22 protein-coding genes and 1 pseudogene are annotated in these 26,100 nt (G+C 61.2%); 6 read left to right on the forward strand and 17 right to left on the reverse strand.

The window, feature by feature from the left end; genetic code table 11:
• Nucleotides 1-256 precede the first annotated feature (256 nt).
• The 12 genes from ACA067_RS19740 to ACA067_RS19795 form a co-directional block, all read right to left on the reverse strand.
• The gene (locus ACA067_RS19740) at nt 257-1,279 is read right to left on the reverse strand and encodes an ABC transporter permease (protein ID WP_497458102.1); all 1,023 of its coding nucleotides are present in this window, start codon (nt 1,277-1,279) and stop codon (nt 257-259) included.
• Nucleotides 1,280-1,335: 56 nt separating this feature from the next.
• Nucleotides 1,336-2,901, reverse strand: coding sequence for a sugar ABC transporter ATP-binding protein (locus ACA067_RS19745; protein WP_497458103.1), 1,566 nt, complete (start codon nt 2,899-2,901; stop codon nt 1,336-1,338).
• 70 nt (nt 2,902-2,971) lie between these two features.
• Entirely contained in the window at nt 2,972-3,898 is a 927-nt protein-coding gene (locus tag ACA067_RS19750; RefSeq protein WP_497458104.1) for a sugar ABC transporter substrate-binding protein, read from the reverse strand.
• A gap of 369 nt (nt 3,899-4,267) precedes the next feature.
• On the reverse strand, nt 4,268-5,317 hold the full coding sequence (locus ACA067_RS19755; protein WP_497458105.1) for a Gfo/Idh/MocA family protein: 1,050 nt from the start codon (nt 5,315-5,317) through the stop codon (nt 4,268-4,270).
• Between the two features lie 136 nt (nt 5,318-5,453).
• The gene (locus ACA067_RS19760; RefSeq protein ID WP_497458106.1) at nt 5,454-6,314 is read right to left on the reverse strand and encodes a sugar phosphate isomerase/epimerase family protein; all 861 of its coding nucleotides are present in this window, start codon (nt 6,312-6,314) and stop codon (nt 5,454-5,456) included.
• Nucleotides 6,315-6,458: 144 nt separating this feature from the next.
• Nucleotides 6,459-7,484: a bifunctional inositol 2-dehydrogenase/D-chiro-inositol 1-dehydrogenase gene (gene iolG, locus ACA067_RS19765; RefSeq protein WP_497458107.1), complete on the reverse strand. Its 1,026-nt coding sequence runs from the start codon at nt 7,482-7,484 to the stop codon at nt 6,459-6,461.
• Nucleotides 7,485-7,526: 42 nt separating this feature from the next.
• Nucleotides 7,527-9,458 (reverse strand): 3D-(3,5/4)-trihydroxycyclohexane-1,2-dione acylhydrolase (decyclizing), encoded by a 1,932-nt coding sequence (gene iolD / locus ACA067_RS19770; RefSeq protein WP_497458108.1) that lies wholly within the window; start codon nt 9,456-9,458, stop codon nt 7,527-7,529.
• A 132-nt stretch (nt 9,459-9,590) separates the two neighbouring features.
• A complete protein-coding gene (locus ACA067_RS19775; protein WP_497458109.1) occupies nt 9,591-10,412 on the reverse strand; it encodes a TIM barrel protein in 822 nt (273 codons plus the stop codon).
• A gap of 25 nt (nt 10,413-10,437) precedes the next feature.
• The gene (locus tag ACA067_RS19780; protein WP_497458110.1) at nt 10,438-11,940 is read right to left on the reverse strand and encodes a CoA-acylating methylmalonate-semialdehyde dehydrogenase; all 1,503 of its coding nucleotides are present in this window, start codon (nt 11,938-11,940) and stop codon (nt 10,438-10,440) included.
• 44 nt (nt 11,941-11,984) lie between these two features.
• Nucleotides 11,985-12,794 carry a 5-deoxy-glucuronate isomerase gene (gene iolB, locus ACA067_RS19785; RefSeq protein WP_497458111.1) on the reverse strand — a complete coding sequence of 270 codons (810 nt, stop codon included), beginning with the start codon at nt 12,792-12,794 and terminating at the stop codon, nt 11,985-11,987.
• A complete protein-coding gene (gene iolE / locus ACA067_RS19790) occupies nt 12,791-13,684 on the reverse strand; it encodes a myo-inosose-2 dehydratase (RefSeq protein ID WP_497458112.1) in 894 nt (297 codons plus the stop codon). Before iolE ends, iolB begins: the two co-directional genes overlap by 4 nt.
• A 181-nt stretch (nt 13,685-13,865) precedes the next feature.
• The gene (locus tag ACA067_RS19795; RefSeq protein WP_497458113.1) at nt 13,866-15,803 is read right to left on the reverse strand and encodes a bifunctional 5-dehydro-2-deoxygluconokinase/5-dehydro-2-deoxyphosphogluconate aldolase; all 1,938 of its coding nucleotides are present in this window, start codon (nt 15,801-15,803) and stop codon (nt 13,866-13,868) included.
• A 309-nt stretch (nt 15,804-16,112) separates the two neighbouring features.
• Here ACA067_RS19795 and ACA067_RS19800 point away from each other — a divergent pair, with 309 nt between their 5' ends.
• Together ACA067_RS19800 and ACA067_RS19805 are read left to right on the forward strand one after the other, a co-directional pair.
• Nucleotides 16,113-17,030: a MurR/RpiR family transcriptional regulator gene (locus tag ACA067_RS19800; RefSeq protein ID WP_497458114.1), complete on the forward strand. Its 918-nt coding sequence runs from the start codon at nt 16,113-16,115 to the stop codon at nt 17,028-17,030.
• A gap of 75 nt (nt 17,031-17,105) precedes the next feature.
• Nucleotides 17,106-17,246 (forward strand): annotated as a pseudogene (locus ACA067_RS19805) (glutathione S-transferase N-terminal domain-containing protein); the annotation flags it as partial.
• Nucleotides 17,247-17,609: 363 nt separating this feature from the next.
• Here ACA067_RS19805 and ACA067_RS19810 read toward each other — a convergent pair.
• Nucleotides 17,610-18,545, reverse strand: coding sequence for a hypothetical protein (locus ACA067_RS19810; RefSeq protein ID WP_497458115.1), 936 nt, complete (start codon nt 18,543-18,545; stop codon nt 17,610-17,612).
• A 416-nt stretch (nt 18,546-18,961) separates the two neighbouring features.
• Here ACA067_RS19810 and ACA067_RS19815 point away from each other — a divergent pair, with 416 nt between their 5' ends.
• The gene (locus ACA067_RS19815) at nt 18,962-19,645 is read left to right on the forward strand and encodes a response regulator transcription factor (protein WP_497458116.1); all 684 of its coding nucleotides are present in this window, start codon (nt 18,962-18,964) and stop codon (nt 19,643-19,645) included.
• Nucleotides 19,623-21,017 (forward strand): sensor histidine kinase, encoded by a 1,395-nt coding sequence (locus ACA067_RS19820; protein ID WP_497458117.1) that lies wholly within the window; start codon nt 19,623-19,625, stop codon nt 21,015-21,017. Before ACA067_RS19815 ends, ACA067_RS19820 begins: the two co-directional genes overlap by 23 nt.
• A gap of 133 nt (nt 21,018-21,150) precedes the next feature.
• Here ACA067_RS19820 and ACA067_RS19825 read toward each other — a convergent pair whose 3' ends face one another.
• Genes ACA067_RS19825 through ACA067_RS19835 form a run of 3 tightly spaced genes read right to left on the reverse strand, consistent with a single transcriptional unit; the run spans nt 21,151 to nt 23,406 of the window.
• The gene (locus ACA067_RS19825; protein WP_497458118.1) at nt 21,151-21,561 is read right to left on the reverse strand and encodes an SRPBCC family protein; all 411 of its coding nucleotides are present in this window, start codon (nt 21,559-21,561) and stop codon (nt 21,151-21,153) included.
• 28 nt (nt 21,562-21,589) lie between these two features.
• On the reverse strand, nt 21,590-22,387 hold the full coding sequence (locus tag ACA067_RS19830) for an SDR family NAD(P)-dependent oxidoreductase (RefSeq protein ID WP_497458119.1): 798 nt from the start codon (nt 22,385-22,387) through the stop codon (nt 21,590-21,592).
• 2 nt (nt 22,388-22,389) lie between these two features.
• Nucleotides 22,390-23,406, reverse strand: coding sequence for an aldo/keto reductase (locus tag ACA067_RS19835; protein ID WP_497458120.1), 1,017 nt, complete (start codon nt 23,404-23,406; stop codon nt 22,390-22,392).
• Between the two features lie 120 nt (nt 23,407-23,526).
• Between ACA067_RS19835 and ACA067_RS19840 the strand changes: the two genes are divergently transcribed.
• The gene (locus ACA067_RS19840) at nt 23,527-24,432 is read left to right on the forward strand and encodes a LysR substrate-binding domain-containing protein (RefSeq protein WP_497458121.1); all 906 of its coding nucleotides are present in this window, start codon (nt 23,527-23,529) and stop codon (nt 24,430-24,432) included.
• Between the two features lie 190 nt (nt 24,433-24,622).
• Complete coding sequence (locus ACA067_RS19845; RefSeq protein ID WP_497458122.1) at nt 24,623-25,543, forward strand: LysR substrate-binding domain-containing protein; 921 nt, start codon at nt 24,623-24,625, stop codon at nt 25,541-25,543.
• On the opposite strand, the gene ACA067_RS19850 is transcribed toward ACA067_RS19845, so the two are convergent.
• Nucleotides 25,464-26,060, reverse strand: coding sequence for a DinB family protein (locus ACA067_RS19850; protein WP_497458123.1), 597 nt, complete (start codon nt 26,058-26,060; stop codon nt 25,464-25,466). The two genes, ACA067_RS19845 and ACA067_RS19850, sit on opposite strands and share 80 nt — an antisense overlap.
• Between the last annotated feature and the right edge of the window lie 40 nt (nt 26,061-26,100).

A 26,100-nucleotide genomic window follows, 5' to 3' on the forward strand; every position in this document is an offset into this window, starting at 1 on the left:
GAAAGGCGCCAATTATTCCAAGCGCCACCCGGCACTCAATTTACGAGGGGCGGCAGTCTAAGGCCGACTTGAGGCCTCAGCAACTGAAAAGACAGCGAATTCGTCCGACAAAGCCCCGAAAGTGATTTATGGCAGGCTATTCGGTGGTTATCGGAGTGCGTTTATAGCAAGAAATTCCCTCGAGCAGCTGTATAGAGAAGACAAACGGCTGCGCCACGCGGGTCAGGCGTGGCGCAGTTTGCGGTTTGCTTCGGTTTCAGCGCTTGAGTTTACGCTTGTTGCGGTATTGGTCGATCACCACCGCTACCACAATGATCAATCCCTTGATGATGTCCTGAATATACGCATCAACCCCGACAAAGGTAAAGCCGCTGGCCATCACCCCGAGTATCAATGCGCCGATCACGGTGCCGGTGATGCGTCCCACGCCTCCGGCCAGGCTGGTGCCGCCGATCACTGCCGCGGCAATCGCGTCCAGCTCATAGGACATGCCCATCCCGGCCTGCCCGGTCGCGGCGCGTGCCGAAGCCACCACCCCGGCCAGGCCTGCGAGCAACCCGGCGATGCTGTAGACGATCACCAGATGGCGCTTGACGTTGATCCCCGAGGTGCGCGCCGCCTGCATGTTGCCGCCGATGGCGTAGGTGTACTTGCCGTACTTGGTGTAACGCAGGGCGATGTGAAAGATCACCGCGACCACCAGGAAAATCACCACCGGCATCGCGCCGTGGCCGATGGCGGTGTAGGAGTCCGAGAGCATGCTCACCGGCTGGCCTTCGGTGTAGTAACGCGCCAGGCCGCGAGCCGAGACCATCATGCCGAGGGTGGCAATGAACGGTGGAATGCCGGTGATGGCAATGATGCTGCCGTTGATCGCGCCCGCCAGCAACCCCACTCCAAGCCCCGCTATCACCGGAATCCACACTGGCAAGTCGGTCAGCGAGGGGAACACCGCTCGGGCAAAGTCGGAGGTCTGGGCCAGGCTGGCGGCGATCATCGCCGACAGCGCCAGCACCGAGCCGGAGGACAGGTCAATACCCGTGGTAATGATGACCTGAGTCACGCCGATGGCCAGCAGGCCGATGATCGACACTTGCAGGATCATCAGCACCAGGCGCTGGGAGTTCATCAGAAAGCTCTGGTCGCGCACGATCCAGCCGAACACTTCGAACACCAGGCCGATGCCGATCAGCACCAGGAAGATACTCAGTTCCGTGGGAAAGCGCCGGCGACTCTTGACCGGTACCGTTGCTGGCTTGTTTTCCAATATCGCGTTCATAACCCATCACCCTTCTATCGCGTCGTCGACGCTGGCCGAGCCAGCGCCGGCATCCATTAGTGAACCGCGGACATGCCCGAGGCCAGTTGCATCACCCGTTCCTGGGTCGCTTCGCTGCGGTCGAGGGTGCCCATCAGGTCGCCCTCGTGCATGACCATTACCCGGTCGCTCATGCCCAGCACTTCCGGCAGCTCCGAGGAAATCATGATCACCGCCATGCCTTCGCTGGCCAGGTAAGAGATCAGCCGGTAGATCTCGGCCTTGGCGCCGACATCGATGCCGCGGGTCGGCTCGTCGAGAATCAGGATGCGTGGATTGGTCATCAACCAGCGCGCCAGCAAGGCCTTCTGCTGATTACCGCCGGACAGCGTGTCAATGCACTGCTCGAGCGACGGGGTTTTCACCCGCAGCTTCTTGCACATGTCTTCGCACAAGGCGCGCAGGGCTTTTTGCTGGATGAAACCGTGGCCGGCGTAGTGCGGCAGCACCGCCATTTCCATGTTCTCCAGCACTGACAGGCACGGGAACAGGCCGCTGAGCTTGCGATCCTCGGTCAACAACGCGAAGCCCTTCTCGATGGCCATGTGCGGATCGGTAATGCGCACCACCTCGCCATCCAGGCGAATCTCGCCACCGTCGCTCGGGGTGATGCCGAAGAGCGCTTCGGCCACATTGGTCCGCCCCGAGCCCATCAACCCGGCGATGCCGAGAATCTCGCCGGCATGCAGGTCGAAGGACACGTCCTTGAAAATGCCGTCGAGTTTCAGGTCGCGCACCGACAGCAACAGATCGCCGATCGGCGTCTCGCGCACCGGGAACAACTGACTCAGTTCGCGCCCGACCATCATCGAAATCAGGCTGTCGCCGTCCATGCTGTCGGCCCGCTGCAGGCCGATGTAGGCGCCGTCACGGAACACCGCCACTTCATCGGCGATGGTGAACACTTCGTTCATCTTGTGGGTGATGTAGATGATGCCTTTGCCCTGGCGCTTGAGGTCGGCAATGATCGAAAACAGATGGGCGACTTCCTTGTCGGTAATGGCCGAGGTCGGTTCGTCCATGATCAGGATGTCCGAGTCGTAGGACACCGCCTTGGCAATCTCGACCATCTGCCGTTCGGCGATGCTCAGGTTGCCGACCTGTTCTTCCGGATCGAGGTCGATCCGCAGGCGTTCCAGCAGCTTCGCCGTGCAGCGGTGCATCTCGCGGTGGTCGATCATGTGCAGGCCATTGAGCTGCTCACGACCGATCCAGATGTTCTCGGCGATGCTCATGTGCGGCATCAGGTTGAGTTCCTGGTGGATCATGGCGATCCCGGCCTGTAGCGCCGCCAGTGGCGTCTCGAACACCACCGGTTTGCCCCGCAGGCGCAGTTCGCCAGCATCCGGCTGGTAGATGCCGGCGATGATTTTCATCAGGGTGGATTTGCCGGCGCCATTTTCGCCCATCAGCGCCAGCACGGAACCGGGGCGGACCCGAAGCTGCACATCGGACAGGGCCACCACACCGGGAAAACCCTTGCTGACGTTGATGATCTCCAGCAGGTACGGCTCATCGACAGGTATTGCAGTTGGCTGGACACCCCCCATCCGGGGGCTCGAAGCGGTCGCTGAAGCGAACATGATCAGGTACTCCATCAGCAAGGTCGCAGTTGCCACCTTGCGGGCTTGTTGTTGTTATTGAACGGACGGACTATTTGAACTGGTCAACGTTTTGCGGCGTGATCAGGCGATAGGGAACCCACACGGCTTGTTCAACCGGTTCGTTCCTGGCCATTTTTACCGCGGTGTCGATCGAACCGTCTGCCTGGCCCTTGGCGTCCTGGAACACCGAGACGGCCAGGGAGCCCTTCTTCACTGCATTCAAACCGTCGGGCGTCCCGTCGACACCGGCGATCAGCACGCTGCCCTTGTCCACACCGGCCTGTTGCAGGGCCATCGCGGCACCAATGGCCATCTCGTCGTTGTTGGAGACAATCGCGTCGAACTTGCGGCCCTGGGTGAGCCAGTCGTTGACCAGGGTCATGCCCTTATCCCGCAGCCAGATGCCGGTCTGCTCTTGCTCGATCTTGATGTCCGGGTATTTGGCCAACACCTCTTTGACGCCCTGGGTGCGGTTGGTGGTGGAATTGTTCGCGAGGTCGCCCAGCAGAATCACGATATCGCCCTTGCCACCCATCTTGTCGGCCAGGTACTGCATCTGCATTTCGCCGGCCTCCTTATCATTGGAGGCGACGGTCACTACGCCTTTGGGCAGTTTCAGGTCATCGGGACGACGGTTGACGTAGACCAGCGGGATGCCGGCCTTGACCGCAGCTTCGGTGATTTTGCGGGTGGCGGCGGTATCCACCGGGTTGACCACGATGGCGTCAACCTTCTGGCTGATGAAGCTTTCCACCTGGCTCAGTTGCTTGACCACGTCGCTGCGAGCATCTTCGAACTGCAGCTGGACGCCGTCGGGATAGGACTTGGCTTTCTGGTCCATGGATTCGCGCAGGTAGGTCAGCCAGGTGTCATCGAACTGCGACATGCTGACGCCGATCTTCATATCGGCGAGGGCAGCACCGCTGGCGAACATCAGGGACAGGGCAAGTGAGGCGAAACGGATCCTGGTCTTCATGAAAAGTCTTTCTCCACATTCTTGTTGGTTTTATGGATAAGGCGTGACGAACTCAGTGAACGGGCAAGCGGACAATCGGTGCCCCCGGAATGCAGCAGACCAGGGCGCCGTCGCGTTCGACGCAAAGCAAGCGAAAGAAGGAATGAAACGAGACGCGAGGCAGGTCGCGAGAGAGGTGTCGTGCGGAACGTAAAACATGCAGCGCAGCATTGAAGGTTTTCATCGACGGTACCTGGCTTTTGTTTCTTGTTTTTGGTGCGTCCTTCACCGTTCAAGGCCTGCTTGAGCGAGTTCGGACGTTGATAGTCGGCAACCTGGAAATGACTTTATTGGAAATTAATTTCTATATCAACTAATTTTAGAATTTTTCTATGATTTTATTCCATGACTCCCGAACGGGCTCAATACCACCACTTGCTGGCGTTCGACACTCAGCCGCGCGGCGTCTAGCACGCGGGTCGTCGCCAGTGCATCACGGGCGTCCACGGGCAGTGGGCCACCGCTCTGTAACGCGGTTTGCAGCTGTAAATAGAACTGATTCCAGCAGCCTCGCTCGGAGGGCACCCGCTCGCGCACCTCGCCCTGCTCGAACCAGCCCCAGCGACGATGCTCTTCCACGCCCCAGCGTTCGCCTTCGGACCTGGGCGTGAGCCCGGCGAGCGTCGATGCCTCCTGCCCGTCCAGACCGTCGACGCTGTAGCAACCCTGGGTACCGGTCACCCGAAAGCGCGGCCCGGGCGTGTTTTGCCGGCAACTGCCGCCCAGGTGCGAGGTCACGCCACTGGCGTGGGTCAGGGCCATAAAGAAGCCATCGTCGAAGGCCTGGCCTGGTTCCTGGTAATCCAGTTCGGCGTATACGCGTGCGACCGGGCCGAACAGCAACAACGCCTGATCTACCAGATGACTGCCGAGGTCACGCAGGAAACCGCCGCCGCTGCCGTTGTTCACCGATTGCGGCGAGTAGCGTTCGATCCGCGATTCAAAACGGCTGACCTGGCCCAGCGCGCCAGACTCGACGAGTTTGCGCACGGTGAGGAAGTCCGAGTCCCAGCGACGGTTTTGGTAGACGCTGAGCTGCACACCCTGGCGCTCGGCCATGGTGATCAGGGTTTGCGCCTGTTGTGCATCGGCGGCGAACGGCTTGTCGCTGACCACCGCCACGCCGTGTTCGATGCCATCGAGCACCAGCGCCGGGCGGCCCTTGAGCGGCGTCGACACCACCAGCACATCGATCCCGGCTTCCACCAGTTGGCCGATGCTGTCGAAGGCCGACACGCCCGGATGCTCGGCCGCCAGCAACTGTCGGCGCTCCGGTGAGCGGGTAACCACGCCGACGAACTTCGCCGCCGGCAAACTGCTGATCAGCGGAGCATGGAAAAACCGGCCGCCATGGCCATAACCGACAAGTCCGATACGCATGAAAAAATTCTCCTTATAGAATGCGGACCCTGTGGGAGCGAGCTTGCTCGCGATGGCGGCCTGACAGTCACATAGATGTTGAATGTGCCGCCGTCATCGCGAGCAAGCTCGCTCCCACAGGTTTTGTGTACGCCGGTCAACCGCAGAGTTCGCGGGTCACTCTCTCGAGCATCATCCGATTCGACTCATCCGGCCGGTCTTCCCAGGCGAACACCGAAACCGTGGCGATGCCATCGAACTGGATCTCGCGCAAGGTGCCGAAGAACGCCTCCCAATTCACCTCACCCTGACCGATGTCCAGGTGCTGGTGGACAGTGGCAACGACACCCGGTGGATTGACGATGTAGCGCAACCCCGAAGAAGCCTTGTGGTTGTAGGTGTCGGCGATGATCAGGTGGCTCAGCCTGGAGCCTGCGTACTTGAGCATCGAGGCGATATCACCGACGCCGTCATCGTAGAAAAACGTGTGCGGCGCGGCGTAGAGGTAGTTGATCCACTCACGATCCAGGCCGCGAATGATGTCCACCGACTCGTTGTTGCGCTCGCAAAAATCATAAGGATGAGCCTGGATGTCGAGCTTGACGCCTTCGCGTTCGAACTCCGGGATCAGTTCGTCCATGGAACGCATGAACTGGTTTTCGCAGACCAGCGGGTTGTCCGACTGCCCGGTGAACTCGGTGTTGACCAGTTCGCAATCCATCTCCACGGCAATCTGGATCGCGCGCTTCCAGTTGCGCACCGCCGCCACGCGCAGGCCTTCGTCGGCAGCGGCCCAGTGGTACATCGGTAATAAGGAAGAGAGCTTGACGCCGGTGTCGCTCAGGGCCTTGCGAAATTCCTTGATCCGCGCCTTGTCGACCCGCGGGGCTTTGTAAAACGGCAGGAAATCTTCACGGGGCGAGAGTTCGATGTGTTCGTAACCAAGCTCGGCCACCTTGTCGACCATCTTGCCCAGGGACAGGGTGCGGTACATGTAGGGGTCTAGTGCGATGCGCATTTTTGTTGTTCTCCTTCATCTGACGCTGATCGTTCCCACGCTCTGCGTGGGAATGCCGCCATGGACGCTCTGCGTCCGCTTTGTGACGCGGAGCGTCACGGGATGCATTCCCACGCGGAGCGTGGGAACGATCATGCCGCGAGGTTAGCGGTAGAAGTGTGGGCGGTCTGGCAGGCCGACTTTGACGATCTGGCCGCTGTTTTGTGCTTCGATGCAGGCATCCGCTGCCACTGCTGCCGCAAAGCCGTCCCACGCCGAAGGCCCGCCGACCTGCCCGGCCCGCACGCCGTCGATAAACGCCTGCAGCTCGACGTCATACGCGGCGATGAAGCGATCCTTCCAGTCCATCAGGATCGCATTGGACAGCTTCGCGCCACTGCGCAATTGCACCTGCGACGGCTCCGGCAGTTTGGCGATGCCGGTCTCCCCCACCACTTCGCACTGGATGTCATAGCCGTACTGGCAGTTGACGAACACTTCGACATCGATGCGCGTGCCCTTGGCGGTTTCCAGCAGCACGATCTGCGGATCTTTCAAATGTGCGTGGGCCTTGCTGGTTTTGCGTGGGAACACCACTTGCACCGACACATAATCGTCGTCGAGCAACCAGCGCAGCACATCCAGTTCATGGATCAAGGTATCGGTGATGGCCATGTCGGTCTTGTAGTTCTCACCCACGGTCGGATTGCGGTGCGCGCAGTGCAGCATCAGCGGCTCGCCGATCTGCCCGCTGTCGATCACCGACTTCAGCGCGCGATAACCCTCGTCGTACGGACGCATGAAACCGACCTGCACCAGACGCTTGCCGTGGGCCACTTCGGCTTCGACTATCTTGCGGCAGCCTTCGGCGGTGACGGCCAGGGGCTTCTCGCAGAACACCGGTTTACCCGCCGCAATCGCCGCCAGCACGAATTCTTCGTGACTCGGGCCCCAGGAGGTGACGAGGATTGCCTCGACTTCCGGGGCCTTGATCAGTGAGTGACCGTCGGGATAGACCTCGGCGGTCAGCTTCAGGTCGGAAACGACTTTCGCGGCCTGTTGCAGGTTGATGTCGGTCACGGCAACGACCTGGCTATTAAGCAAGGTCTGGCTGCAACGACGAATGTGGTCCTGGCCGATGGCCCCGGTGCCGATGACGCCGACCCGCAGTGAATTAGAAAGCAAAGACATGAAGACTCTCCTGTGAAGACGTGTTGTTGGTTTCAGGGGCAATCAGTACTGACGGGCCTTGGCCAGTCGTTCGTTGAGGGTCTTGGCCACCGCATCGGTGCGCGCACTCGTGGAAACTTGCGCCACACCGACCCGCCACCAGGACAGGTATTTGTGAATCATCGTCTTGGGCAGAACCTTGATATCGATCAGCGTCGAAACCGTCTGCAACCGCGCATCCGCCAACGCCGCTTTCAGTTCTTCAACGGTGTTCACCTTGTAGGTCTTGCAACCATAAGCCGCCGCGCTCATGGCGAAATCCACCGGTACGAACCCACCGTCGAGCCTGCCGGTTTCCGGGTTGCGAAATCGGAACTCGGTGCCGAAGCTGTCCATGCCGTGTTCCATCTGCAGGTTGTTGATGCAGCCGAAGGTCATGTTGTCCAGCAGCACCACGTTGATCTTGCGCCGTTCCTGGATCGAGGTTGCCAACTCCGAGTGCAGCATCATGTAGGAGCCATCGCCCACCAGTGCATAGACCTCGCGCTCAGGCTCGGCGAGTTTCACGCCCAACGCGGCGTTGACCTCGTAGCCCATGCAGGAGTAGCCGTACTCGACGTGGTAAGTGTTCACGCCCTTGCTGCGCCAGCTGCGCTGCAAGTCACCGGGCAGGCTGCCGGCGGCGGCGACGATCACTGCGTCATCGGCCAGGGTTTCATTGAGTACGCCGAGTACGCGGCTCTGGGTCAGGCAGGAGCCGGTCAGCTCGATGAATTCGCGCAGGACGGCCGGGTCCAGGTGGTCATTGATTTCCGGAATGAAATCCTTGGCCTGGTATTCGACCTGATAGAGGCGATCGACTTCCTCATCCAGTTGCGCCTTGGCCTGACGGGGTTGATCGCCCCAGCTCGAGCGGTAATCGCCCAGTGCTTCAGCCAGTGCCTGCAAACCGGTTTTGGCATCTGCCAGCAGCTGCACGCCGTCGAGTTTCAAGGCATCGCAGGGGCTGATATTGAGGTTGAGAAATTGCACCTCCGGATGCTGGAACAAGGACTTCGACGCCGTAGTGAAGTCGCTGTAGCGGGTGCCGATCCCGATGATCAGATCAGCGTCCCTGGCCAGCAGGTTCGCGGCCAGGCAACCGGTTTCGCCGATGCCGCCGACGTTCAGCGGATGGCTGGACACCACCGCGCTCTTGCCGGCCTGGGTTTCGGCAAAGGGAATAGCGAAGCGCTCGGCAAACGCCTGCAATGCCGCGTTGGCCCCGGAGTACTTGACCCCGCCGCCGCAGATGATCAGCGGTTTGCGCTTGCCTTTGAACAACGCCAGCGCATCACCGAGCATCGCTACAGTGGCCGGACGACGCTCAATGCGGTGCACGCGTTTTTGCAGAAAGTAATCCGGGTAGTCGTAGGCCTCTGCTTGAACGTCCTGCGGCAACGCCAGGGTCACCGCGCCGGTTTCGGCGGGGTCGGTGAGCACGCGCATGGCGTGGATCGCTGCGGTCATCAACTGCTCGGGACGGTTGATGCGGTCCCAGTATTTGCTCACGGCCTTGAACGCGTCGTTGGTGCTGATGCTCAGGTCGTGGAACTGCTCGATCTGTTGCAGCACCGGGTCCGGCTGGCGGCAGGCGTAGACATCACCGGGCAACAGCAGCAAGGGAATGCGGTTGGCGGTCGCGGTGGCGGCAGCGGTCAGCATGTTCGCTGCGCCCGGCCCTACCGATGAAGTGCAGGCGTAGATCTTGCGCCGCAGATGCTGCTTGGCGAAACCGATGGCGGCATGGGCCATGCCTTGCTCGTTGCGGCCCTGATGGACGATCAGGTCACCGCTGTCCTGTTCCAGGGCTTGCCCCAGGCCGAGCACATTGCCGTGGCCGAAAATGGTAAAGATCCCGGCGACGAACTTGCTCTGGACCCCGTCGACCTCGATGTACTGGTTATCGAGGAATTTCACCAGGGCCTGGGCCATGGTCAGTCTTGTTGTGGTCATGCTTGCACCTTTTTGTGAATGCAATCCGATCCCTGTGGGAGCGGGCTTGCCCGCGATAGCGATCTTCCTGACACATCAATGTTGAATGTGCTGCCGTCATCGCGGGCAAGCCCGCTCCCACAGGGTTTTGCGTCAACCTTGAGTTTTTTGCAGGTGATCCATGCTCGCGCCGATCGCCTGCTCGATATCCGCCAACCCATGCACGCTCTCGGCAAACGGCTCGAACGACAGGTAGCCGCTGTACCCGCTGCTTAGCAAGGTGTCGATCTGCGCCGCGTTACCGAGAATGTCGCCCTCGCCCACCAGCACCCGGTGACCGTCGCGAATGCTCGCCAGCGGCGCCTCGGCATCCTCGACTCCGGAGATATGCACCAGCCCGGTCAACTCCGGGAAAAACTCATGTTCGCTGGCCAGGTGATGGTGAAAGGTGTCATGCACCAGGCGGAACACATCCAGCCCGCCGATGGCCTTGATCGCATCCACTGCCGTGCGTTTGCGGCGCAACGAGCACTCTTCGAAGCCCAGTGGCTCGATGAAACCGAGAATCCCGTGATCGCGCAGGATCGGCGCCAGCTGACTCAATGCCGTGCGCAGGCCTGAAGCGCGCTCGGCCTCGTTACGCGAGTCGGCACGATCGTTCAACGGGCACATGACCAAGCCCTGTGCGCCGCAATCACGGGCATAAGCGGCCAGCTTCAAGGCCTGCGCCCGGCGCTCGTCGTTCCACACATCAAACGGATACAGCGCGTTGATCGACAGTACGGCGATGCCTTTGGCCGCGCACAACTCGCGCACGCGCTCGGGTGTTGTGCCATCTTCGATCTCGACGCCTTTAAGGTCGTTGCGGATCTCGATGGCGTCGGCCTTGAGGGTTACCGCCAGCTCGATGAACGCCGGCAAGGACAATCGTGGGGCAACCATACGGTTCAGGGCGAAACGCAGGGGTTTGCTCATTGTTGTTATTCTCCGCACAAGTGAATTATTTGGCTGTCGGCATGCTGAATTCAGGGCCCTTGGCGATGCTGTCGGGCCAGCGCTGCATCACGCTTTTGTAGCGACTGTAGAAACGGATACCTTCTTCGCCGTAGGCATGGTGGTCGCCAAACAGCGAGCGCTTCCAGCCACCGAAGGAGTGCCAGGCCATCGGCACCGGAATCGGCACATTGATGCCGACCATGCCGACCTTGATGGTGCGGGCAAACGCGCGCGCAATACCGCCGTCGCTGGTAAAACACGACACACCATTGCCGAACTCATGGGCGTTGATCAGGGCCACGGCGCTGTCGAAATCCGCTACCCGCACGATGCCCAGCACCGGACCGAAGATTTCCTGTTGGTAGATGCTCATGTCCGTCGTGACCTTATCGAACAGGGTCGCGCCAACGAAGAAGCCGTTTTCAGCCCCCGGCACCTTGAACCCACGACCGTCGACAATCAGCTGCGCGCCCTGGGCCACGCCTTCGCCGATAAAGCCTTCGACCTTGGCCTTGTGTTCGGCGGTCACCAGCGGCCCCATGTCGGTGTCGCCCTGCAGGCCGTTACCGACCTTGAGCTGATCGATGCGCGGCAGCAACTTGGCGATCAGTTGGTCGCCGACGTCGCCCACCGCCACGGCAATCGAAATCGCCATGCAGCGTTCGCCGGCCGAGCCGTACGCCGCGCCGATCAAGGCATCCGCCGCTTGATCCAGATCCGCATCGGGCATGACGATCATGTGATTCTTCGCCCCGCCCAACGCCTGCACGCGCTTGCCGCGGGAGGTGGCCTGCTGGTGGATGTACTCGGCAATCGGCGTCGAACCGACAAAGGAAATCGCCTCGATGTCCGGGTGTTGCAGCAAGGCGTCGACCGCCGCCTTGTCGCCCTGGACCACGTTGAACACACCGTCCGGCAAACCGGCTTCGGTCAGCAAACGCGCCATTAGCAAACTGGCGGACGGATCGCGCTCGGACGGCTTGAGGATGAAGCAGTTACCGGTGACCAGCGCGAGCGGGATCATCCACAGCGGCACCATCACCGGAAAATTGAACGGGGTGACGCCGGCGCAAACACCCAAGGGCTGACGAAGGTTCCAGTTGTCGATGCCGCCGCCGATGTTGTCGCTGAACTCGGTCTTCAGCAGGTTCGGCGCACCGCAGGCGTATTCGACGATCTCGATGCCGCGGGTGACTTCGCCCTTGGCGTCGGAAAACACCTTGCCGTGTTCGCGGCTGATGATTTCTGCCAGTTCGTCATGATGGCGGTCGAGCAGTTCCTTGAACTTGAACATCACACGCGAACGGCGCAGGGACGATTGCTCGGACCAGGCAGGGAACGCCTTGAGTGCCGATACGACAGCCTCGTCCACGGTTTTCTGGCTGGCCAGCCCGACTCGCGCCTGCACCGCACCGGTGGCCGGATTGAACACCTTGCTGAATCGCTCACTGGCGCTGTCTTGCACCTGACCGTGGATGTAATGGCCGATTATCGGGGCGTCGCTCATCGTTATTGTTCTCCGTGCAGAAGTAGGCATTCAGGCTTTTGGGTTCAGAGATCAAGCAGCCAGCTGTGCTGCGGGTCGTTATGGAACTGCCAGACGCGCTTGGGTCCGGCCATCACGTTCAGGTAATACGACTCGTAGCCGTAGGGCACGCTGACCGGGTGATAGCCCTTGGGCACCACCACCAGGTCGCTGTTTTCCACGGCCATGGCCTGATCGATGCTTCGGTCGTCGGTGTACACCCGCTGGAACACAAAGCCCTGGGGCGGGTTGATCTGGTGGTAATAGGTTTCTTCGAGAAAGCTCTGATGCGGCAGGTCATCGGTGTCGTGCTTGTGCGGCGGGTAGCTCGACGAATGCCCCGACGGCGTACGCACTTCCACCACCAGCAGCGAATGGGCGGGCTCGGTGTCCGGCAGGATGTCGCAGACGTAGCGGGTGTTGGCGCCCTTGCCGCGCACACTGCGCTTCATGGTGTCGGGTTTGATCAGGCGTGGGCCGTGGGTCTCGGTGGTCGAACCGGGAGCCGCGCACACGGCGATTTGCACATCACTCAGGGCGACCACCTGGGCCTGGCTGCCGGGCGGCAAGTACGCGGCGAACGGAGCCTTGTCTTCGAACACCGACTGGCGATCGCCGATGTTGTCCCAGTCGAACGCGCCCTGCCCCGGCGCTTCGCCCTTGATGCTGACGCGGCCGCTGAGCAGTACCACGCACAGCTCTTTATCACCCGCCGAGACCGGCAGTGTTTCGCCGAGACTCAAGCGGTAAGCCGCAAAGCCGACGTATTCCAGCTCACCTTGACCCAACTCGACCATGGTCCGGCCTTGGGCGTTGCTTTTGACCAGCAGACTCATGCCGCAATCCTCCCGTCGAGCAGTGCACGCAAGGTGTCGTAACCTTTTTTGGCGTAGGCATAACTCGGTGCCACCGCCGGATCCTGCTCGGCTTCGACCACCAGCCAGCCGTGGTAATCGGCGGCCAGCAGCACGTCGAGCAATGCGCCGAAGTCGATATCACCATCGCCGGGCACGGTGAAGGTGCCGTTGATGATGCAGTCGGGAAAGCTCCACAGGTCGTTGCGCGCCAGTTGCACCACCGGTTTGCGCACGTCCTTGAAGTGCACGTGACAGATGCGTTCGATGTGTTTGCGCAGCACGTGCAAGGGTTCGCCGTCACCCATGTAGCAATGGCCCGAGTCGAACAGCAGGCCGACTTCGCTGCCGGTCAATGCCATCAGCTTGTCGATGTCCGCCGGGGATTCGACGTAGGCGCCCATGTGGTGGTGATAGGCCAGGCGCACGCCTTGGGACAGGGTGAAACGGGCCAGTTCGGTAAGTTTGTCGGCGTATTCCTGCCACGCCTGCTCGGTGTGGAACTGCGGACGTTCCACCAGTGGAATGCGTTGGCCTTGAATGGAGTCGGCGACTTCACCGTAAACCAGCACTGTGGCGCCGTTCTTCGCCAGCAGCTCGACATGGCTGGCGATGGCGTCGATTTCCTCGGCCACCGAACGCCGGGCCAGGCGACTGGAGTACCAGCCGGACACCAGTGCCAGCTCATACGGGCGCAGCACATCGCCAACGCCTTTGGCGTCCTTGGGGAACTTGCCGTTGAGTTCAAAACCTTCGTAGCCGATGTCCTTGCCTTCGCTCAAAGCGGTGCTCAGCGGCGTTTCGCCACCGAGGGACGGCAGGTCGTCGTTGCTCCAGGAGATCGGGTTGATGCCAATTCGGATAGCGGGCATGGCTGCACCTTTTATTGTTGTACCTAACCGTTGAATACGGCACTGAACCCTGTGGGAGCGAGCTTGCTCCGGGCGGCGATCCGACGATGGCGGTGTCTCAGGCGACATTGATGTTGAATGTGCCGCCGTCATCGCGAGCAAGCTCGCTCCCACAGGTTCAGTGTTCACATATTGAAAATGTTCAGCTGCGGGCGCTGCGCCAGGCATCGATCAACTCGACAAACGTCCCCTGCACCTGGCGAATCAGCGCCTCATCGTCGATTTCCCCGGCCAGCCACGCACGGCTCGGCTCCTGGAAAATCGTCCGGCCCACGGCAAACCCGCGGCAGGTCTGGCTCTGACTGGCCTGTTGAAACCCTTCGGCCAACTCCGCTGCCGGTGCATTCAAGCCCAGCAGCACCACGCCACGGCAGTACGGATCCCGCTCCTGAATCAGTTCGTCGAGTTGCTTCCACTCATCGGCGCTCTGCGCTTCGATCTTCCACCACGCCGGGTAGATGCCCAGGTTGTAGAGGCGTTTCAGTGCGCGATACAGCACGTCCGGGTGTGGCGACGGATGATCCTTGGGCGGGATGATTTCCAGCAGCAGTTCATGACCGCTGACCTGGGACGCCTGATACAAACCCTTGAGCTGCGCTTCCTGTTCCAGACGCAGCATCGGCTCGTCGTCAGGATGGAATTGCACCAGGCACTTGATGATCTGCTCCTGCGGCCAGGCAATCAGGTTGCTGCCGATCGAGCGCCCGTGTTCGAACGCCAACGGCCGCGAACCTTGCACCTCCACCGGACGCGCCACCCACCAGCCGCGACCGGTGGCGGCGTTCAGCGAATCCTGGCCGAAGCGTTGATCGGCCAGCAGCCCGACATCGGCGTCGATGCCTTGCCCGCGCAGATCGGCTTCGACCCGCTCCACAGCCTGGATAAACAGTTGCTTGAGCTCGCTGATGGCGTTCAGGTCGCGGCCGCCCTTGTGGGCCAGTTCCACCAGTTGCCAGCGATGGTCGAAGGCAAAGATGAACAATTGCTTCCACTGTTTGCGCGGCACACTGACCTGATGCAGGCGTTGCAGGGTGACGTCCTGATCCGGCCGGGTAATCGGCACCGGGCTGTTGAACAGGTAATCGAGTTCGGCCCGGGTCGGCATCGCCGGGGCGCAGGCATGGCGCGACACCACCAGGCCGCCGCAGGCATTGGCCAACTGGCAGCAACGCTCATCGCTGGCATCCTCCAGCCAACCGCTGAGGAAGCCCGATATGAAGGCATCGCCGGCACCCAGCACGTTGAGCACTTCCACGCGCACTCCGGGATAAATCGCGCCGTCTTCCAGACGCGCCGGGATCTCGCCGTGAATCACCGTGCAGCCCTGCGGGCCCAGCTTGACCACCAGGGTCGCCGTGCTCAGCCGCCGGACGTTGCGCAGCGCGGTGAGTAAATCCTCGGCGCCGCCGGCAATCAGGAACTCTTCTTCCGTGCCGACGATCAGGTCGAAACGCGGGAGGATTTTCTGCACATGCTGGCTGACGTTCTGGTCGGCGACGAAACGGGTCTCACCGTCCGCCTTGCCGGCCAGGCCCCAGAGCACCGGACGATAATCGATGTCCAACACGCGTTTGACGTGGTGTTTTTCGGCGTAGTCCAGGGCCTGGATGCTCGCCTTGTACACGCCGTCGGTGGAGAAATGGGTGCCGGTGATCAGCAAGGCCTTGCTCGAGGCGATGAAGGCTTCGCGGATGTCTTCGGCCCGTAGCGCCATGTCGGCGCAGTTCTCGCGATAGAACACCAAAGGAAAGGTCTCGCGGTCCTTGAGGCCCAGCAGCACCATGGCGGTCAGGCGTTCCGGATCGACCTTGATGCCGCTGACCTCACAGCCTTCACGGGCCAGGGATTCAACGAGGAAGCGACCCATGTGGTCGTCCCCCACCCGGCTCAGCATCGCCGACCTGAGCCCCAACCGGGCGGTGCCGAACGCGATGTTGGCGGACGAGCCGCCGAGGTACTTGGCGAAGCTTGAAACATCTTCCAACCGCGCCCCGACTTGCTGCGCGTAGAGGTCGACGCCAAGGCGCCCCAGGCAAATCAGATCCAATTGACGCCCACTGGCAAAACGAGTCTGGCCCATGCTGGCTCCTGTTATTTTTATCAGCCTGCGTCCGGGGCGAAGACCGCGCCGAACACTCTTGGTGGATGCAGACTAAAACGTCCGGGGCCAAACAATCAATAATTATTCCAAATATTTTTACGTGGAATATTTTTTCCATTAAACTCTGGTACAAGCGTTCCAGGCACAGTGCATCGTTTCAGCAGCCCCATACCGACGGCAAGCTCAAGATTTTACTCGGGCCGACCCTGTAGACTGCGCACAGCCAACCTATTGTCAGGGGATGACCTGATAAGTCATCTCTATAAGAACAAGCCAGAAGGATTCCCTATGTCCCGCACCGATCAGCCGGCCACGACCGAGAGCACGCCCGTGAGCGATCCTGGCCCCCCGATCAATGCCGAGCGCCTGCTGGCGCTGATCACCGAGGAATACGAGAGCCTGCCGCGCCAGCTCAAGCGCATCGCCAGCTACATGAGCCAGCAGAGCGACCGGATCATGGTCGACCGCATCAGCGACATCGCCCGGGAATGCGAAGTGCATCCATCGGCGATCGTGCGGTTCTCCCAGCGCTTCGGCTTCAGCGGCTTCAGCGAAATGCAGGCGTTGTTCCGCGAGGCCTACACGCACAAGACCACGCCGGTGCAGAACTACCAGCAGCGCATCCGCAGCATGATCGCCAACAAGTCGCAGAAGGCCAGCGGCGGTGACCTCGCGCGCGAGTGCATCAACGCGACGCTGTCGGGTATCGAACGCCTGGGGCTGGAACTCGATGACCAGGCCTTCGACAAGGCCGTGGACCTGGTGGTGAACGCCGACAACATCTACGTGGTCGGGGTGCGCCGCTCCTTCGCGGTGGCCGATTACCTGGTCTACAACCTGCAGCACACCAACAAGCGCATCCACCTGGTCTCCGGGCTTGGCGGCAGCTACCGCGAGCAGATGCGCAGCGTGCGCGCCAATGACCTGGTGATCGCCATCAGCTTCACGCCCTATGGCAAGGAAACCCAGCACTGCCTGCGCATCGCCCAGCATCATCAAGCGAAAACCCTGATCATCACCGACAGCAATCTCTCGCCCCTGGCCAAGCGCGCCAACACCGTGCTGCTGGTCAATGAAGGCAGCTCGTTTGCCTTCCGCTCATTAAGTGCGACGTTGTGCCTGTGCCAGGCGCTGTTCATCGCCGTGGCCTATCGTCTGGAATTGAAGGTCGACGAGATTCATGAGCAGGTGGGCTTCGAGGATTAGCCCGACGCCGGTTGCAGCGCGCGGAACCTCAGCTAAGGTTGTCCATCCCGAAATGGCCATCGAAGGAGAGGTTCAATGAAATTGATCGGCATGCTGGATTCGCCCTACGTGCGACGCGTCGCCATTTCTGCCAAATGCCTGGGTATTGCGCTGGAACACCAATCGGTTTCGGTGTTCCGGCACTTCGAGCAATTCCGCCAGATCAACCCGGTGGTGCTGGATCAGGTGGAGGCTGCGCGGTTTCCGCTGATCAGTGCATTTACTGACTATGCCGAGGGGCTTGAGGTGTTTGTCGATACGCCGATCGAGTGATGGTTTGAAGATCAAAAGATCGCAGCCTTCGGCAGCTCCTACACCGACCGCATACGACCGTGTACCTGATCCCTGTAGGAGCTGCCGAAGGCTGCGATCTTTTGACTTTGCCCCTCCCCTGAATGCAAAACGCCGCTTCCACCAGAGGCGGAAGCGGCAGAGGCACAAGCCTCAGTAATATCAGGTAAACAGAGCGATCAGGATGATGATCGGGATCGGTATGCCGAGAAAGAACAGCAGTAATGAGCGCATGGAAGTTCTCCTGGGTTAACGAACAGGGACTGAAGTGGTGGTTACATAAGCGTCAGTTTCGAGATACTCGACCGCATCCCGACGACGACCACCGAAAGTTGCAGCAAGGCTGGCGAAAAACGCGCCAATCAGCAGCGCAACGAACATCCACAGCGCGGTCATTGCAGCCACCTTCGCCGCAGTATCAGCAGCTTGCTGGACAGCCACCTTGGCGTCGGCCAGGGCTTTCTGGGTACGGGCATAGACCTCATCGACACGACGTTCGGCATCCGCTTGAGTGAGGTTGGTCCGCTGGGCAACCAGCTGTGCCAGGTAAGTACGGTCTTCGGCAGACAATTGGCCGTCGCTCAGGCTGCGCACGAAGATGCGGGTCACGGTGCCACGGGCGGCATCGTCGCTGACGGCGGCCGGGCGATCATCCCGGAACAGGCTGTCGATGTAGTAACCGTACTGGTCACTGTCGGTGTTGCCCGCCGCTGTACCCGCCGCTTGAGTCACGGCACTGGCGGCACCACCGGCCACACTGGCGCCGGCCTGCACACCGCCACTGACAATGCTGCTGATCGAGCCGACAATCAGCGTTGCAGTCACCAGGGTCGCCACGCACCAGGCCAGGAAGCCATGGGCGGTATCACGGAAATACACCTCGTCGCCATGCATGTTCGCCCACTTCACCCGCAGGCGACCGGCGATGTAACCGCCAAGCCCGGAGGCAACGATCTGGGTGAAGGCCAGCCAGACAATCGTGGAAATGCCCAGGCCCTTGGCGCTCACCCCTTCGTTGGCCCACGGCGACACCGCCGAAAAACCCAGGCCAAAGCCGAGCAGCACCAGAATCAGCGACAACGCGGCCGCTGCCGCGGCACCGGCGAAAATGGCACCCCAGGACACACCAGAGCGCGAGCTCGATTCGTATTCGGCAGGATAGAAACCATCAGGGGATCTATTCATTGTTGTATCACTCCAGGCAGAAAGATGGTGTTACAACTCTTCGAATGAAGAAGTGCAGTCAGCGTGCCAGTCGCGAGTTTTAGATAAATCGTTTAATTTCAATATGTTATAAATATTGAACTTCCGATATCCATGCAAATTGCAACAATGCGGGAATATCAGCGGGTTTTATGCATTGCCTACGAGGCAGGGTCATTAAGGCAAGATCAAAAGATCGCAGCCTCGCTTCGCTCGACAGCTCCTACGTGGGGGTGGGTTTACCTGTGAGATTACGGTCGTATGCGGTCGGTGTAGGAGCTGCCGCAGGCTGCGATCTTTTGATCTTTTCGCCTCACATGAAGTTTTATTTAGAAAGCCTGCGATCATTTCTTGGCAAAATGCCACGCAACGTTGTGAACTCCAGACAGGCCCATCCCATGACCCGCATCCTGACCATCGAAGACGACGCCGTGACCGCCCGGGAAATCGTCGCCGAATTGAGCAGCCACGGCCTCGACGTGGATTGGGTCGACAATGGCCGCGAAGGGCTTGCGCGTGCGGTCAGCGGCGACTACGACCTGATCACCCTCGACCGCATGCTGCCCGAGCTCGATGGCCTGGCGATTGTCACCACCCTGCGGACCATGGGCGTGGCCACGCCTATCCTGATGATCAGCGCCCTCTCCGATGTCGATGAGCGGGTGCGCGGCTTGCGCGCCGGGGGTGACGATTACCTGACCAAACCCTTCGCCACCGATGAAATGGCCGCCCGGGTCGAAGTGCTGCTGCGCCGACAGAACACCATGACCGCCCAGGCCACCACGCTGCGGGTGGCGGACCTGGAGCTGAACCTGATCAGCCACGAAGCCAGTCGCAACGGGCAGCTACTGACCTTGCTGCCCACCGAGTACAAGCTGCTGGAATTCCTGATGCGCAACACCGGGCAGATCCTGTCGCGGATGATGATTTTCGAAGAGGTCTGGGGCTACCACTTCGACCCCGGTACCAATTTGATCGACGTCCACATCGGCCGTCTGCGCAAGAAGATCGACCCGCCCGGCAATGTCCCACTGATACGGACCGTGCGAGGCTCGGGTTATGTCATTGCCGAACCCGTCTAAAGGCTGGCGCTCTTCCAGCAGCCGCCTGCTGGCGCTCTACAGTTCGCTGTTCGTGCTCTGGAGCGGGATTCTCATGGGGGTCATGTACTACGAGGTGTCCGCTTACCTGGACAACCTGGCCAAACACTCGCTGATGCAACGTCAGCACCTGTTCTCGCGTTTTTCCGGCGAACAACTGGTGGACGCCCTCGCCGTCAGCATGACCTTCGACATTCGCGGCCTCGACGCCTACGGCCTGTTCGATGCACAGCAGCGCTACCTCAGCGGCGCGCTGCGCCATATCCCCAAAGGCCTGCCGCTGGACGGCAAGATTCACATGCTCAGCGACTGCGCCGACTCCGACGACCCGACCCTGCCCACCGACAGTTGCGACGCGGTGGCGACCCAGGCCAGGGACGGTCGCTGGCTGGTGCTGCTGCGGGATAACGGCTCGCTGTTTGCCGTGACCCGGATCATTCTGCACGCCTTGTTCTGGGGCGTGACCCTGACCATTGTCCCGGGCATCGTCGGTTGGCACCTGTTGCGCCGCCGGCCCCTGCGGCGCATTCGCGGGATTCAGGCCAGCGCCGAAGCGATCGTCGCCGGCGACCTGACCCGGCGCTTGCCGCTGTCCAGTCGCCGCGATGAACTGGACATGCTGGCGGCCATCGTCAACGCCATGCTCGAACGCATCGAACGCTTGATGAACGAGGTCAAGGGCGTGTGCGACAACATCGCCCATGACCTGCGCACGCCGTTGACCCGCTTGCGCGCGCAGTTGTACCGCATGCAGCAACAGGCAGGCGAAGGCTCGGCAGAAGCGGCGCAACTCGATTCAGTGCTCGCCGAAGCAGACACCCTGATGGCGCGATTTCGTGGATTGCTGCGCATTTCCGAGCTGGAAGACCGGCAGCGGCGTTCCGGTTTTGTGCAGCTGGATCCGCTGCCGTTGTTGCAGGAACTGCACGAGTTCTATCTGCCGTTGGCCGAAGAAGGTGAGCTTGGTTTTCAGTTGCAATTGCCTGATTCATTGCCGCCACTTTATGGCGACCGGGCGCTGTTGTTCGAGGCGGTGGCGAACCTGCTGAGCAACTCGATCAAATTCACACCGCCCGGTGGCGAGGTGATTTTGCGTGGGGTTGATGAAGGTGGGCATACGCGGATTGAAGTGCTCGACTCGGGCCCCGGAATACCCGAGAGCGAACGGGAGGCGGTGTTCCAGCGCTTCTATCGTGCCGAGGGTGGCAACCCGCAAAGCGGATTCGGGCTGGGGTTGTCGATCGTCGCGGCGATTGTCAGCCTGCATGGGTTTACGCTGGAGGTGGGAAGCAGTGAACTGGGTGGCGCGCGGTTGGTGCTCGATTGCAGGCAGAACCTGATTCCCCAGACCTAGCGCTAGCTCAAGAACAAGTAGATCCTTGTGGGAGCGAGCTTGCTCGCGATGGCGGAGTGTCAGGCGACATATTTGCTGCCTGGTAGACCGCTATCGCGAGCAAGCTCGCTCCCACAGGGGATTTGTGGTGTTGTCAGGCTGGGTAGTTGGCCCGTAGGGCCTCCAGCCCGCCCTGATAAATCCCGGTAAACAGCGCCACCACTTCCTCATCACTCACACCGACCGGCGCAAACCGCCCCGACCAGGTCACCCGCGCGCCCTCGCCTTGCGCTTCAACACGGATAGTCGCCAGATAGTCGGTCGCCGGAAACGGCGCCTGCAAAATCGAATAGCTGTAAGTCTTCGCCGCGTCATCAAACGTTTGAAGACGCTCAACTACCACGGCCCCATCCGCCGTTTGCAGACTGCGCACCCGCCCGCCTTCACTCAGTTCGCTCTGGGAAATAAACGGCAGCCAGTCCGGCAGCGAGTTGAAGCCGCCAATCAATTGCCAGACCTGATCGGCCGAAGCCGGGATATCGATAAACGCTGATGCAGTTGCCATGTACGGTTCTCTCTTAATCAAATAGGGTTCAAATCGCCATGCTGTCGACGACACCGCCGTCGACCCGCAGGGCCGCACCGGTAGTAGCCGAGGACAGCGGCGAGGCAATATAAGCCACCAGATTCGCGACTTCCTCGACATCCGCCACGCGCTGGATGATCGAGCTCGGGCGGGCCTTGCGCACGAAGGCGTCGGCTTCTTCCCGGGCGCTGCGACCGGACGCGGCGGTGGCGTCCTTGAGCATCTGCTCCAGGCCGTCGGTAAAGGTCGGGCCCGGCAGGATCGCATTGACCGTCACGCCCGTGCCCGCCAGCCGTTTGGCCAGGCCATGGGACACCGCGAGGTTAGCGCTCTTGGTCACGCCGTAGTTGATCATGTCGGCCGGGGTCGCCACCCCGGATTCCGAGGACAGGAAAATCACCCGGCCCCAACCCTGCTTGACCATGTCCGGCACGTAATGCCGGGCCAGGCGCACGCCGGAAATCACGTTGACCTCATAAAAGCGCGTCCACTCGCTGTCCGGGGCGTCGAAGAAATCCACCTCGTTGAAGATCCCGAGGTTGTTCACCAGGATGTCCGCCCGCGGTTCGGCGGCGAACAGCTGTTCAGCGCCCTCAGCGGTGCCCAGGTCCGCGGTCAGGCCACGCAGTTGCGCACCTGGCACGCTCTGGCGAATGCTCGCCAGCGCCTGCTCGACCTTGGCCGTGTCGCGGCCGATCACCACCACCGTGGCACCGGACTCGGCCAGTGCCTTGCTGATGCCCAGGCCAATGCCGGCGGTGCTGCCGCTGACAATCGCGAGTTTTCCAGTCAGATCGATCTTCATGCTCAAGCTCCTGTGATGGGCAATGGTGCGCGCTCGGACACCAGCTTCGCCTCGCGCATCGCCTGCCAAAACGCCGCGGGAATGACCGCCGACAATGCCGCCACATCTTCAGCAATCCGCCCCGGACGGCTGGAACCTGGAATCACCGCCGCCACCGCCGGGTTCGCCAGGGAGAACTGCAACGCCGCCGCCTTGATGTCGACACCGTGGGCGGCCGCAATGCGTTTGATCTGCTCGACCTTGTTGACGATCGCCGGACTGGCCTTCTGATATTCGAAATGCGTGCCACCGGCCAGAATGCCCGAGCTGTACGGACCACCCACCACGATCTCGACGTTCTGCGCCAGCGCCGCGTCCATCAAACGCTGCAAGGCACGGTCGTGATCGAGCAACGTGTAGCGCCCCGCCAGCAGAAAACCGTCCGGCTGCGCTTCAGTCAGATCAAGCGTCAGTTCGCACGGCTCGACCTTGTTCACACCCAGCCCCCAGCCCTTGATCACGCCTTCTTCGCGCAAACGGGTCAGCACTTTGAAAGCGCCGGTGCGGGCCTGGTTGAAATATTCGAGCCATTGATCGCCGTAGAAGTCCTGGGCGATGTCATGCACCCAGACGATGTCCAGACGATCGGTTTGCAGACGCTTGAGGCTGTCTTCAATCGAACGCATCGTGGCGTCGGCGCTGTAGTCGTTGACGATCTTGTTCGGGCGACCGTGTTCGAACACCCCGCTCTTCTCGCCCAGATCCCGGGCCGAGGCGTCTTCAACTTCATCGAGAATCACCCGGCCGACCTTGCTGCTGAGCACGTAATCGTCGCGGTTATATTGGGCCAGCGCGGCACCCAGGCGGATTTCCGACAGGCCCGAACCGTAGAACGGGGCGGTGTCGAAATAACGCACACCGGCATCCCAGGCCGCGTGCACGGTGGCCATCGCCTCTTCTTCAGGGATGGCGCGGAACATGTTGCCCAGCGGGGCGGTGCCGAAACCCAGCGCGCCGGGCAGTTTGTCTTTCAAGCTCATGGGTGAATCCTCTTGAGTGTCAGGGGTCAGCTCATGGGTGACCGTTGAGCAGATCCTAGATTGCGATGATCGGACCGTCCAAGACATAATGCGCAGCACTTGAGTCCCCAGAGGTCTGACATGATCGACATCCGCCAGCTGCGCTACTTCGTCGCCGTCGCCGAAGAAGAACACGTCGGTCGCGCCGCCGAACGCCTGCACATTTCCCAGTCGCCCCTGAGCCGGCAGATCGCCCAGCTCGAAGAACGCCTGGGGCTGACCCTGTTCGAACGCAGCCAGCAGCGCATCCGCCTGACCCGCGACGGCCAGACTTTTCTCGCCGAAACCCGCGCCCTGCTGACCCACGCCAACCGCCTGGAATCCCTCGGCAAGCGCCTGGGTCGTGGCGAAGAAGGCGGCCTGTGCATCGGCTACATCGAAAACGCCATGCATGCCGGGGTACTGCCAAACGCTTTGCGGGTGCTGCGGGTCGACCGGCCGAACGTACACGTGGCGCTGTACAACCTGAGCTCCGCCGAACAGCTCGAAGGCCTGCGACAGCGTAGTCTGGATATCGCCCTGGTCAGTGAGCCGCCCGTCGCTGACGATCCGGACCTGCTGGGTTTCCAGGTGCTGGACGATCCGATGCTGCTGGCGTTGCCCGAGCATCATCCATTGGCGCAGCAAAAAGCACTGACCCCGGCCGACCTCGCCGATCAGGAATGGATCGGCGTGCAACACCGCCAGAACTGCGCCAGCCGCGACGACTTCGTCAGCGCCTGCATCCGCGCTGGTTTTACTCCGGACATCCGCATGGAAGCCACCGAACCTTTTACCGCGCTGGGACTGGTGGCGTCGGGGCTGGGGATTGCGATGATCCAGAAAGGACTGAGTCGAAACGCGCCACCGGGCGTGGTGCTGCGGGAAGTGCCATGGATTTCCTTCACCACACCGCTGTGGGCGGCCTGGCACCGGATCAATCTGCGGCCGCTGGTGGAGACGTTCAGGAAGGTGCTGACGGAACCGGGGGCGGTTCACAGCGGCTGAAATCTGCGCTCGGGCGGGCGGCCTCTTCGCCGGCAAGCCGGTCTCGCTCCCACAAGGTATATGGGTTGTTCCCACAGTCCCTGATCGACACAAAACCACTGTGGGAGCGAGCCGGCTTGCACGCGAAGCCAGCTCTCACAGGGGATTGGTGCTTTACTAAAAGACCCCGAGCCCCAGCGAGAACCCAACCATGAACCGCAACGACCTGCGCCGCGTGGACATGAACCTGCTGGTGATTTTCGAAACCCTGATGTTCGAAAAAAACCTCACCCGCGCCGGGGAAAAGCTGTTCCTCGGCCAGCCTGCCGTCAGTGCTTCGCTGGCCAAGCTGCGCGATCTGTTCGACGATCCGCTACTGGTGCGCAACGGTCGGGTGCTGGAGCCGACCCAGCGCGCGTTGCAGATTCTCAAGGAGTTGCAGCCGGCGATGGACACCATTTCCGGCGCGGTCAGCCGGGCCAAGGATTTCGATCCATCCACCAGCCGCGATGTGTTTCGCATCGGCCTGTCCGACGACGCCGAGTTCGGGCTGTTTCCGCCGCTGCTCAAGCAGATGCGCGAAGAGGCGCAGAACGTGGTGGTGGTGGTGCGTCGGGTGAATTTCCTGCTGATGTCGTCGATGCTCGCCTCCGGGGAAATTTCCGTCGGCATCAGCTACACCACGGAACTGCCAGCCAATGCCAAGCGCAAGAAGTTGCGGGACCTGAGCGTCAAGATCCTGCGCGGCGACAGCCGTCCCGGCGCGCTGACCCTGGATGACTATTGCGAACGACCGCATGCGCTGGTGTCGTTTTCCGGGGACTTGACCGGTGCCATCGACAACGACCTGGCCCGTATCGGCCGTTCGCGCCGGGTGGTGCTGGCGGTGCCGCAGTTCGCCGGCCTGCGTGCGTTGCTCGCAGGCACCGATATGCTGGCCACGGTGCCGGACTACGCCGCGTGCGCGCTGATCGAAGGCAGCAGCCAGTTGCGGGCCGACGACCCGCCGTTTGAGATCAACCTGTCCGAACTGTCCATGGTCTGGAACGGGGTCAACGATAACGATCCGGCAGAACGCTGGTTGCGCTCGAAAATTGTACGCCACATGTCCGCGCCACCGCCGGCGCATTGAGCGGGCGGAAATACACCTGATCGGATTCGCGCAGGTACACCGGCATGTCCGTGACCGGTGGCATGGCCGGAATCTCGAAATACATCTGCACCACCCAGCCGCGGTGATAGCTGGCGTGATTGACCACGTGCAGCAGCATCGCGCCGGCGCTCATGGTGCCGCTTTCGCCCGAGACGAAGCTGAACTCGACGGGTTGATCCAGCGATTCATCGGTCTGCCGTTCGCTCCAGTCGCAGTACCAGTGATCGATGCTCTTCTGCGCCACGCGCAGCTCGGCCAGATCGGGATGCAGCAGATCGTGTGAGGTCTTGAAGCCGTGCCCTCGGCCTTCGAGGTGGGCCTGCCAGATGCAGTCCACGACGTAGATGTGGTTCAGGGTGCCGATCATGTTCTTGAATACCGAGACCCGATCTTTATTGACCTCACCCGGCGGCAGGGAGGCCAGGCTGTCGAAGAGGCGTTGATCGGCCCAGCGTTTGTAATCGGCAAGCATGCGGGCAGTGCGTGCGTTGATCATCAGAGGTCTCCCACTTCAATGGGCGCACTGCCAAGCATAG

The sequence above is a fragment of the Pseudomonas sp. LBUM1674 genome, assembly GCF_059695635.1.

Coding starts and splice junctions, on each gene's coding strand:
- ACA067_RS19740 (WP_497458102.1), bottom strand. CDS start 1,279: ATGAACGCGATATTGGAAAACAAGCCAGCAACGGTACCGGTCAAGAGT.
- ACA067_RS19745 (WP_497458103.1), bottom strand. CDS start 2,901: ATGTTCGCTTCAGCGACCGCTTCGAGCCCCCGGATGGGGGGTGTCCAG.
- ACA067_RS19750 (WP_497458104.1), bottom strand. CDS start 3,898: ATGAAGACCAGGATCCGTTTCGCCTCACTTGCCCTGTCCCTGATGTTC.
- ACA067_RS19755 (WP_497458105.1), bottom strand. CDS start 5,317: ATGCGTATCGGACTTGTCGGTTATGGCCATGGCGGCCGGTTTTTCCAT.
- ACA067_RS19760 (WP_497458106.1), bottom strand. CDS start 6,314: ATGCGCATCGCACTAGACCCCTACATGTACCGCACCCTGTCCCTGGGC.
- iolG (WP_497458107.1), bottom strand. CDS start 7,484: ATGTCTTTGCTTTCTAATTCACTGCGGGTCGGCGTCATCGGCACCGGG.
- iolD (WP_497458108.1), bottom strand. CDS start 9,458: ATGACCACAACAAGACTGACCATGGCCCAGGCCCTGGTGAAATTCCTC.
- ACA067_RS19775 (WP_497458109.1), bottom strand. CDS start 10,412: ATGAGCAAACCCCTGCGTTTCGCCCTGAACCGTATGGTTGCCCCACGA.
- ACA067_RS19780 (WP_497458110.1), bottom strand. CDS start 11,940: ATGAGCGACGCCCCGATAATCGGCCATTACATCCACGGTCAGGTGCAA.
- iolB (WP_497458111.1), bottom strand. CDS start 12,794: ATGAGTCTGCTGGTCAAAAGCAACGCCCAAGGCCGGACCATGGTCGAG.
- iolE (WP_497458112.1), bottom strand. CDS start 13,684: ATGCCCGCTATCCGAATTGGCATCAACCCGATCTCCTGGAGCAACGAC.
- ACA067_RS19795 (WP_497458113.1), bottom strand. CDS start 15,803: ATGGGCCAGACTCGTTTTGCCAGTGGGCGTCAATTGGATCTGATTTGC.
- ACA067_RS19800 (WP_497458114.1), top strand. CDS start 16,113: ATGTCCCGCACCGATCAGCCGGCCACGACCGAGAGCACGCCCGTGAGC.
- ACA067_RS19810 (WP_497458115.1), bottom strand. CDS start 18,545: ATGAATAGATCCCCTGATGGTTTCTATCCTGCCGAATACGAATCGAGC.
- ACA067_RS19815 (WP_497458116.1), top strand. CDS start 18,962: ATGACCCGCATCCTGACCATCGAAGACGACGCCGTGACCGCCCGGGAA.
- ACA067_RS19820 (WP_497458117.1), top strand. CDS start 19,623: ATGTCATTGCCGAACCCGTCTAAAGGCTGGCGCTCTTCCAGCAGCCGC.
- ACA067_RS19825 (WP_497458118.1), bottom strand. CDS start 21,561: ATGGCAACTGCATCAGCGTTTATCGATATCCCGGCTTCGGCCGATCAG.
- ACA067_RS19830 (WP_497458119.1), bottom strand. CDS start 22,387: ATGAAGATCGATCTGACTGGAAAACTCGCGATTGTCAGCGGCAGCACC.
- ACA067_RS19835 (WP_497458120.1), bottom strand. CDS start 23,406: ATGAGCTTGAAAGACAAACTGCCCGGCGCGCTGGGTTTCGGCACCGCC.
- ACA067_RS19840 (WP_497458121.1), top strand. CDS start 23,527: ATGATCGACATCCGCCAGCTGCGCTACTTCGTCGCCGTCGCCGAAGAA.
- ACA067_RS19845 (WP_497458122.1), top strand. CDS start 24,623: ATGAACCGCAACGACCTGCGCCGCGTGGACATGAACCTGCTGGTGATT.
- ACA067_RS19850 (WP_497458123.1), bottom strand. CDS start 26,060: ATGATCAACGCACGCACTGCCCGCATGCTTGCCGATTACAAACGCTGG.